This is a genomic window from Paraburkholderia sp. LEh10 (assembly GCF_017814945.1).
Taxonomy (GTDB): Bacteria; Pseudomonadota; Gammaproteobacteria; order Burkholderiales; family Burkholderiaceae; genus Paraburkholderia.
In genome coordinates this window covers 1-1,031 of sequence record NZ_JAGIPX010000215.1, presented here as the reverse complement: position 1 = coordinate 1,031, position 1,031 = coordinate 1, and the positions used below count along the sequence as shown (strand labels likewise).

Annotated in this window: 1 protein-coding gene; it reads right to left on the bottom strand. The window is 60.8% G+C overall.

Annotation, left to right across the window (positions count from 1 at the left end):
- A partial coding sequence (locus J8I87_RS44005; RefSeq protein WP_209938911.1) for an ISL3 family transposase occupies positions 1 to 910 on the bottom strand: 910 nt, incomplete at its 3' end.
- Positions 911 to 1,031: the final 121 nt, after the last annotated feature.

Genomic DNA, 1,031 nt, shown 5'->3' with positions numbered 1-1,031 from the left:
CGCGATACAACCAGGCGCGGGCCGTTCGCTTGGTGGTGTACTGCCTGAGCAGCGCCTCGAGGTCGGTCAATTGCGCAAGGTTCAATTTGTTGGCGTCCTTGAGCAGCGTCCAGCGCATCCCTTTGAGTTCCGGGTCGGCTTTCTGTTGTTGGCGACGCACCGTATCAAGCGCCTTGGACGCATGGGCGACGATGTGAAACTTGTCGAACGTCACTCGCGCATTGGGCAGATGTTCGCCCACGCCTTTGACGAACGCGGGCGACATGTCGATGCTCACGGAGGTGACTTGCTCAGGCGTGCCGTGGTGCTTGCCAAGGTAGGCTGCAAAGCTCTCAATCGTCTTCGCGTCACGGCCGTGCGTGACGAACACGACGCGCCGAGCCTGCATATCGGCGACCAGCGTCAGATACTCGTGGCCTCGCCGGTACGAGGTCTCATCAATGGCGACCGAGCTCACGTCAGACAGGTTCGCCGACGCCAGCGCGAGTTCCACATAGCGCGAGCAGATGGCATGCACTCGGTGCCACGACAGATTGACGATGCGCGCCACGGCGGCAAACGGCATCTGCTGCGCCAGCATCAGCACCAGCGCTTCGAACAGCAACGTGAAACCGTCGAGTTGGCCGACCCATTCCGGCTCGACCAGCCGTACCGAGCCATCCGGCAAGCGCACTCGCGGCACCCGCACTTCCAGATAACACTCGTGCTGGAAGAAATTCAGGTGGCGCAGCCGCTTGATTTGCGTGTCATGCACTGCGTGCTCGCCAGCGAGCCCAGGGTAGCCAAAGCGACTGCCAGCGACAAAGTCCACAGCAATCGTCAGCTGTCGTTTGGCCGTATCAAAGTCGACGCCTTGCACATACCACGGAGCCTTGATTCCCAAGGCGGATTCAAAGAGTTGATTGGTCATTGTTCGCTTCGTCTTGCATGGCTGGTTGCTGCATTCTGCCGCAATCAGCCATGCCCCAGCTTGTCGATTCAAGGCGCCTCAAGGGTTCGCTACGCCGGGCTCACGCCCGCCCTTGACCCGC